At 56.7% G+C, this 7,529-nt stretch carries 10 protein-coding genes and 1 pseudogene; 3 read left to right on the forward strand and 8 right to left on the reverse strand.

The window, feature by feature from the left end:
• From BXP70_RS28345 to BXP70_RS28370, 6 genes and pseudogenes are all read right to left on the reverse strand, one after another.
• A pseudogene (locus tag BXP70_RS28345) lies at positions 1 to 301 on the reverse strand (hypothetical protein); the annotation flags it as partial.
• A 318-nt stretch (positions 302 to 619) separates the two neighbouring features.
• The gene (locus BXP70_RS28350; protein ID WP_086597492.1) at positions 620 to 1,573 is read right to left on the reverse strand and encodes a HipA domain-containing protein; all 954 of its coding nucleotides are present in this window, start codon (positions 1,571 to 1,573) and stop codon (positions 620 to 622) included.
• Entirely contained in the window at positions 1,570 to 1,899 is a 330-nt protein-coding gene (locus BXP70_RS28355) for a HipA N-terminal domain-containing protein (protein WP_086597493.1), read from the reverse strand. The genes BXP70_RS28350 and BXP70_RS28355 overlap by 4 nt, the downstream gene beginning before the upstream one ends.
• Positions 1,896 to 2,120 (reverse strand): helix-turn-helix transcriptional regulator, encoded by a 225-nt coding sequence (locus BXP70_RS28360; protein WP_086597494.1) that lies wholly within the window; start codon positions 2,118 to 2,120, stop codon positions 1,896 to 1,898. The genes BXP70_RS28355 and BXP70_RS28360 overlap by 4 nt, the downstream gene beginning before the upstream one ends.
• A gap of 301 nt (positions 2,121 to 2,421) precedes the next feature.
• Positions 2,422 to 2,901 (reverse strand): hypothetical protein, encoded by a 480-nt coding sequence (locus BXP70_RS28365; protein WP_086597495.1) that lies wholly within the window; start codon positions 2,899 to 2,901, stop codon positions 2,422 to 2,424.
• A 92-nt stretch (positions 2,902 to 2,993) separates the two neighbouring features.
• Positions 2,994 to 3,227 (reverse strand): hypothetical protein, encoded by a 234-nt coding sequence (locus BXP70_RS28370; RefSeq protein WP_143436770.1) that lies wholly within the window; start codon positions 3,225 to 3,227, stop codon positions 2,994 to 2,996.
• An 806-nt stretch (positions 3,228 to 4,033) separates the two neighbouring features.
• Between BXP70_RS28370 and BXP70_RS28375 the strand changes: the two genes are divergently transcribed.
• Positions 4,034 to 4,462, forward strand: a complete 429-nt coding sequence (locus BXP70_RS28375; protein ID WP_086597497.1) for a hypothetical protein — start codon at positions 4,034 to 4,036, stop codon at positions 4,460 to 4,462.
• A gap of 58 nt (positions 4,463 to 4,520) precedes the next feature.
• Here the strand turns inward: BXP70_RS28375 and BXP70_RS29770 are convergent, their stop codons facing one another.
• Both BXP70_RS29770 and BXP70_RS28380 read right to left on the reverse strand, forming a co-directional pair.
• A complete protein-coding gene (locus tag BXP70_RS29770; RefSeq protein WP_143436771.1) occupies positions 4,521 to 4,760 on the reverse strand; it encodes a hypothetical protein in 240 nt (79 codons plus the stop codon).
• Positions 4,761 to 5,009: 249 nt separating this feature from the next.
• Positions 5,010 to 5,672 (reverse strand): NAD(P)-dependent oxidoreductase, encoded by a 663-nt coding sequence (locus tag BXP70_RS28380; protein ID WP_086597498.1) that lies wholly within the window; start codon positions 5,670 to 5,672, stop codon positions 5,010 to 5,012.
• Between the two features lie 104 nt (positions 5,673 to 5,776).
• Between BXP70_RS28380 and BXP70_RS28385 the strand changes: the two genes are divergently transcribed.
• Both BXP70_RS28385 and BXP70_RS28390 read left to right on the forward strand, forming a co-directional pair.
• Entirely contained in the window at positions 5,777 to 6,163 is a 387-nt protein-coding gene (locus tag BXP70_RS28385) for a winged helix-turn-helix transcriptional regulator (RefSeq protein WP_086597499.1), read from the forward strand.
• Positions 6,164 to 6,700: 537 nt separating this feature from the next.
• Positions 6,701 to 7,027 (forward strand): hypothetical protein, encoded by a 327-nt coding sequence (locus BXP70_RS28390; RefSeq protein ID WP_086597500.1) that lies wholly within the window; start codon positions 6,701 to 6,703, stop codon positions 7,025 to 7,027.
• The last annotated feature ends 502 nt before the right edge of the window (positions 7,028 to 7,529 follow it).

Genomic DNA, 7,529 nt, shown 5'->3' on the forward strand with positions numbered 1-7,529 from the left:
CCTGGGGTTCGGCTTCGACCAGAATCAGGTCCGGCTTAAACTTCGCTAAGCGCGTGCGGAGCTGGGCGAGTTCCGCTTGTTTCTTGGGACTGAAGACATCAGACTGCGCCGCCTGCTTGGTGTAGAGTTGGCTTAAGTGGTCGAAGCCAATGGCGAGCACTTGGATTTTAGGTGCCGGCGCCTGGGCCCAACAGCCGCTACCCAGGCCGAGCGCGAGCAGCAGCACCACGAACAAAGAAGACCGTCCACTGGCGGACCAAGTCCGAAAAGTTGGCTTAGAAAGAGAATCGGAAAGAGGCATGTAAAAAGGGGAAATGGACTACGTAATACATAACGCGCTGTCCTGTCCGCGTGTGGACAGTCAACCGCTAGCTGCCGGAAAGAGGGCCAAGTACTATGCCTTATTTGTAATCCACTGCTGGCTAACCCCTTACCTATACGTAACTATGTTTACCCTACTTCCACCGTGTCCAGGAATGGACACCGTGTCCATTTATCCACACCGTGCCTGACGCGGATGCTCCGTCGCAAACCGACCCTTTTTCGAACGCGTGTAGAAGGGTACCGCTCCGCGGATGAGTAGGGCGGTATCCGGCAAAGAGGCAACCGTCTGCGTGCGCTAGCCCAACCCTAATTGCGTAAACCGATTGGCCAGCAACAAGGAGAACTGCGCCTGCATGGCCTCGGGCAAAAAGCTGCTGGGCAGAAAGACTTCCCAGCGGGCACGCGCGGTGACAAAGCGCGCCAGCAGCCGCGTGATGACGTTCTCGGCCAGCCCGGCGCGCTGCATGGCCTGGCGGAAGTCGGCTTGCCGCAGCCGGCGCTTTTTGCCGTTCAAGGTCAGCGCCAGCTCTTCTGTATCGGCTGGATTTACCAACGCGGTGGCTACCAGATCATAGGCGGGTGCCAAGCCATAGCCTAGGCCCGGGGTCTGCAGCAGCGAGAAGTTCTTCAGGTGCATGTCGGCGTTGCCGGTCAAAAAGCTCAGCACCACTAGCTCGTAGTAGTTCACCACGTCCAAGCCGGGGTTGGCGGAGTACTTCAGCAGGGCTTTGGCCACCTGCTCGTGCGAGCCGTCGTATTTATGCTCGGTTAGGCGCTCGGTGAGCTGGCACATATCCTCCATGTGGCGCTTCTGCCCCTGTTGCCGATCAATGCGGCGGGTCACATAGGCCAAGGTGCCGCCTTCCAAGCGGAGCAACCCGTGGGGCACGGTGGCAATGCCCGCCAAGGTGGCTAGATGCATCGTCAGGTCCTCTACCTCCGGTAGGTGCGGGTAGTGCGGAGTCGAGGGCTTGAGGATATACTCTCCGCTGAGCGCGCCGACGATGGTGAAGCGCAATGGCTGCCCGGTCGAGCTATTCGGGGCCAGGGCGAGCGAGAGCTTGGGCTGCACCCCAGTCACGGTAATGTGCTGGCGCACGACGGCCTCGGCCAGGGCGAGCATCTCGGCTTCGGTGTAGGGGAACGCCGGCGGGGTGGACTTGCCAAACAACTTGCGGCTGCAAGCCGGGTGGTAGTCCTGACCCAACCCAGCGGGCAACGGCTGGTAGCAAAACAGGCAGCGGTTCACAGTTCGTCAGTCGGTAAGGGATGTACACTCACCGCCCCGATGCAGTCCTGGCAGCAGGCCAACAGCAGCCCCATGCGGTCGCGGGCGTTGAGCTTCCAGTTGCGTTCGGCCACGGCCAGCAACCAGCCTTCGGGAATGAGCCCATCGAAAAAAGGAAACAGGACCCGCTCCACGTACGGTGCAGGGCGCAGGGGTAAGGTCAGGCTGATAGGCTCCGCGGTGGGGGTGTGCAGGTACTCAGGCGCATAGACAAACGTGTAGCCCTGCTCATCCTGGGTGAGCAGCCCGGCCAACCGGCCATACATACGGATTTCGGCGCGCCTCATTCCTCGGCCAGCAATTGCGTGCGATCCAACGGCGCGGGCGCCACTTCGTGCCCGAACAGGCGCAACACCAGATTGATCTTGTCCAGGCGCAGCGTGGTTTTGCCTTGTTCCAGCTCGCGCACGAAGCGCAGCCCTACGCCGGCTTTGGCGGCCAAGTCAGGCTGGGTCAGCTGCAGCAGCTTGCGGCGCTGGCGCACGAAGAAAGCAATAGAGGTCGCCATCAGTATACCTGATCGGGTATAAACTAGAATGTTCAACGCATAATAGTACCCGAACGGGTATAAAGATAGGAAATAGTGTCAACGTAGAGTACACCTTTCTCGTCGAACTGGGAACAAGCTTGTACTTTGAATGGTGTACAACTTTTTTGAACCGTTTTCAGGCCCTTTTACTCCTTCCTACCGCCCCTTCTATAACAGGGTGAGTTGTACAGCAAAAGGAGCGCAATTCTTAATATAACAACCTCAACACTAAGCATATGCTTCTGGTTAGTCAAGCAGCCTTTCGCAGCACGCTGGTCAGTCACATAGCTGCTCGCTGTAAGGTTTCATACAGCAGCGGAGCAGCCACTTCCAGCAGCTGCAGGTTCAGCGGGATCTGCTGGCACAAGTCAAAATCGTAGTGGCACAAGGTGCCGTAGAGTTGGCCTTGCGTGTCGTAAATGACCACCCCGCAGTAGGAGACGACCAACGTGTCGACCTGCTGGGCCAGTGGATCGGTAAACGCATTGAGAATCTGTAACGACTCGCGCTGGCTCCCCACCAGGGAACAGAAGGCTTCGACCAAGGGCACCGCTTGACCGTGCCGCACGCGGGCATCATAGCGGTCAAAGAGCACGAGGTTGCGCGAATGCTGCCCGTCAAAGCGAAATACGCCGGTATAGCGGTGCGTGGTGCCTTGATTCAAGTAGCCCAACGCCGCATGCACCCCTTGGTGCTGCAGCACGTGGCGGAAGGTCGGTAGGTCGGGGCGGGGGGAGGGGTGCGCAGGAGAGGATGCCATCTAGGTAGTAGGTAGGGCACAGGGAAGGGTCGCGGCAAGGTAGCCTTTTGGTGCGCCACGGCAACCCGCTGAGCCAGTTATAGTAATTACGCCTAGCTGAAAGCTTCCAGCAGGGTGCGCAAGTGCGAGTCCTTAACGTATTGCGCTAAAAGCGAAGCGTTGTCGCTCGGGTGCTCCAAGCTCGTCAGCACCCAGTGAAACTCACCCGCCTCCACGGTCACAAAGCCCATCTGCCAATCGGCAAAGAAGCGCTGCTCGCTGTAGACGAAGGCCGTAGCCCAGGCAATGGCCCGGCGCCGGGCGGCTTCCGTGGAGGGTTCTGTCATAATGCCTGTACGGGGAGCCGCCACCAACACCTACCGAAAAGTAAAAAGATAGCTACGGATTTTACGGTAGGCTAACGATAAGCGTATTCGCCCAGCAACAATACTCATGAGACCAACGTGCTAGGCAGCAGGGATTGATCACGGCTGAATACTGAATCTGCCATGGCCAACTCTTCTTTTCAATTTCCGATGCGCGCACCGCTTGCTGGAGGGCTTGGCGTTTCTTCACGCCAACAACTTGATCCAATCAGTCTGTTGCCCATGTGGTTGAGGCAAGTATCTACCGGCCATCTACTAGCAGGTTTATAATACTATCCTTTTGTAACCCGGCGACGGTGGTATTGACTACGCTTGGTCGGCTAGTACCACCAGAGCTAGTGAGAGCCCATCGCTTATAAAAAGAAGTGCCACCCGTGCCAGTGATAGAGCACAGGCTGCTGAGCACGCGCTACTGGCGCCCTTAGCTGGTCAAGAGCGGTGTTCCGCCGTTGATGCCTGACCGCAAACTGTACCACCTTTTCAGGAATGAAAAAGGGGTGAATAGTATAAGTAGGCAAGTGCCGCAGTACCTGTAAAAGAGTATCAAGGCCTATTACTGACCACGTGGCTCTAGGTCAGTAATAAGATACTGCCCACCGAGGATACTTATAACTTTTTACGGCGAGGCGCGACTAGTACAAGACTAATACGATACATTCACTAACTACTTAGTTATCAAGTCGTGATGTTCATTGAATTGTGCAAAGTACCTTAAAAAGTACTGCAATCTTTATCGGCTTATACGTTATTACTCAAGTCCCACCCCTATGGTAAAAACCTTACATGAATCCCCTAGTTTTTCGTTGTGCCACGATTCGGAAAATAACTGGTTGTTCGCGCAATGGAGTGGCCTGCAAAGCAAGGCGACCTCGTTGGCCGCTTGTGCTGTGATTTTACAGCATGCTCGCCACGTCTCTTATCTCAAACTACTCTGTGATAGTAGTCAGGCCCTGGACGGCTGGAATGGAATCAGCGAATGGGTCAGTACCAACTATTTGCCTCAATTAGCAGACACGGGTATTGGTGTTATTGCCTGGATCAATGCTCGGGATTGGCAAACCAACACGGTCATTTCCGACTTTATTCAACATTCGGAAAAGCCCTTTATCGCGACGTTTGACGAGGGCGCGACGGCGTACGAATGGCTCCGCCATACCCATTTTGTCAAACCCAGTACACCGGTGAAGCAGCGTTGACAAGGGCTGGAGCCAGCAACCGGCCGCTGTCTAGGTAGCCGAACTAGACGAACCTCGATTACCCCTCGCAGAACGAAATACTGGGGGGTAAGGCAAAGGCTTGTCGCAATTCATACCGGCTGCGCCGCTGTGCCCTGAAATAGTAAGCTACCTGCGCGGGACCTGGTGCCAGCACGCACCCGGGCACCTCTAGCGCGACGGGTCGCCGCGCGAAGCTATCTGTCGTCGTAATACCCAGCGCCACGCGAGCCGGATCACTAGCTCGTAGTACCTCAACTGTCCAGTAAGCAGTGTTCATCGCAAGTCCATGCAGGAAATTACCCACTCCTACGTAGGCTAGCTACCGCTGAGTTAAACGGCCAATCCTATAAGTTAACGGCCAAGCCTACCGTTGCGAATGAAGTATGGTTGACTGCTCGCCAATCCGCAGTAGACGTGACGGCGTAGGTTGCTCGTCGCTGGTCCTGAGGAATAGCCCTCATTGTTGAGCATTAGCCGCAGGCCTTCGCCAAGTAGGGATAGTGGGCGGGCCACTCATTCGCAACGGTTAGCAAGGTTTTTCGGCCAAGAGCGGGGCTTTGTGTATGTACTCGTCGTGTTGCAGGCTGTCGACCATAAACCGGGCGAGTTGCCGCCGGCTGATAGCAAACGGCGCGGGTGTTTGCTGGTAGCGGACCACCAGCTGGCCAAGTTGGTCGTGGTTGGTGAGCGCCACGGGCCGGGCAATGACCCACTCCAGCCCCGACTGCCGCAGCAACTCTTCTTGGGCTCGGTGATCGGCAAACACCCATTTGAAATTGGTCAGCTTGATCAGCAGGCGCATGTACCAGGGCGCATACGGCCAGGAGTCGCCTACCCCGATGGAAGAGAGCGTCACGATGCGCTTCACGCCCTGTTCGGCCATGCTGGTGAGGGTGTTACGCATCGTCGTTTCTAGAGTATGGGGCGGCGTTATTTTCTTGCGCGAAAACGACTCGGCCTCACTCAGCGCACTCAGGGCACTGATGACGGCGTGACACCCCGTCATGGCCCGGCGCACATCCGCCAGGTTGGTGGGGGAGCCCGCTACCACCGTCAGTTGGGGCACGTGGCGGGTGAGGTTGGCAGGGTTCCGCACCAGGGCCGTGACGGCGTAGCCCTGGGCCAGGGCGTAGTCCAGCAGCAGGCCGCCCGTGCGGCCGGTGGCTCCGTAGAGCAGAATGCGTGGCATAAAAAGTATAGTGAGATGAAGCAGGACACAAACCTATCAGTAGGTTGTGCTACCTTGGCTATCAGTTCCCACTTGGATACCAGTTACACCGACGACACCACCCCATGCCCTCCTGCCCCGGTAATAGTCCCAAAAGCCAGTACCAAGCTGTGCGCGATACGCTCGAGGTGATCAGCGGCCGCTGGAAGCTCTTGATCCTGGCGGCTCTGTTCATGCGGCCGTTTCGCTTCCGGGAACTCAGCCGCGAAATTGGCATTACGCCCCGCATGCTGGCGAAGGAATTGCAGGAGCTCGCGCAGCACCAGCTGGTGAGCCGCACCGTTTGCGACACGCGCCCCATCACGGTCGAGTATGCCTGTACGGCCCACAGCCGCACGCTGCTGCCGGTGGTGCAGGCCATGAGCGACTGGGGCTACCAGCACCACGAGGTGGTGGTCGGGCAGAAGCGGGCTGACGACCCAGCCCATCTGCTCCAGTCGGCTGCCAAGTAAATACCCGGATGTGAGCGCGGGTCTAGTCGTGCACCAGAGGACATGGCTTCCACCGCCCCGTTGCACGACGACCCCGACGTTGCGACGTGGTAGGCTGCGTGGCCTCGTTTTACTGAACGCAATGTTCAAAGGCGGAATTTTGAGATCAAATAGTTCCTGCTTCTGTTGGGATGTTGAACTGACAAACCTTGGTACCCGAACATGTCGTGGCAATCGTAGTACTTGGTGGGTAGCTTCCAAGCAAGTGTATCAACCAGTCGTGTAACAGATAAAGCGACCGACCCCTCTTGGTGGTTGGCTTGAACTGACCTGCTCGCGCTTAAAGCTGAAGGCTGATGTCCTCTATTCACTGTTTTACCGGATATCTTGGTCTTATTCCAATTGAGAGTGTTATGCACTCTCGAACACGAGCGGAAACGAGCGACCCGGCCGGATCAGTCACTAAAGGTCTAGTGGTAGGAACAGAGCCGTCGCGTAGGCCAGACTGCAACCCACGACTAGGCCAATTTCGTACGTGCGCTTGTTACGCTTGTGTTTATGCCCGCTGACTTACGCGCTATGCTGGAGACCCTGCGTCTCCAGCTCCTTTCTTTGTCGGTAACCGCCCCTTACTACTACTCCCGGCTACTGCGCATCACCCAACAGCTGGACTACGTGGTACAAGCCTGGCCAGCAGAAGACTGGCCGGTAAGACAGCCATCGGAATCGTTGTCTCGGCGGCAAATCCACGGCCTGGTGCTCACCCGGCAGCAGTTCCTGGAGCAGGTAGCGGAAGTAGAAACCAGAGTGCTGAACGCTGAGCAGCCCCCGGGCAGCTACGCCGGGCACCAGCACCTGCTGGATTTGCTCTTGTGTTTAGGATAAGTACTGGGAAAACAGATCGTTATTGCTTTACTTAAGCTGCTGTTTCGTATGCTATTCTATCTGTATGCGGCATCCCACCTGACGCTTATCCCAACCACTTGCCCCCTCAATCGAGCAGAAGCTCCGCCGCTTTCTGGCCGGCAATCCGCTGGTGCAGCGCGTGTCTAGTTTGGTTACTGACTTACGCCAACTTACCCAGCGGCAGTTTTGAGTTGAGGATGTAGGTTCCGTGCTGTTGGTCTACATCCAGGAAGGGGAGCAAGTGGGGTATATCACAGTTGAGGAAACAAGTTCGTATTGCGAGGAAAGGTGTAGTATTATATAATATTAATTATTTAATATATTTGCGCTGTATGGTGGCTTCGTTGCCTGCTGCCTAGTCCGTATTCGCTCCTCGCCCATGGTATTCTACGACTCGGTCACGTTACCGCTCAAGCAGTCGGCTGCCCCGCGCCGTACGCCTTCCCTAATGCCCTCGCTTACCGAGCAGATCCTGCGGCGC

The organism is Hymenobacter crusticola (genome assembly GCF_002154225.1).
GTDB lineage: Bacteria > Bacteroidota > Bacteroidia > Cytophagales > Hymenobacteraceae > Hymenobacter > Hymenobacter crusticola.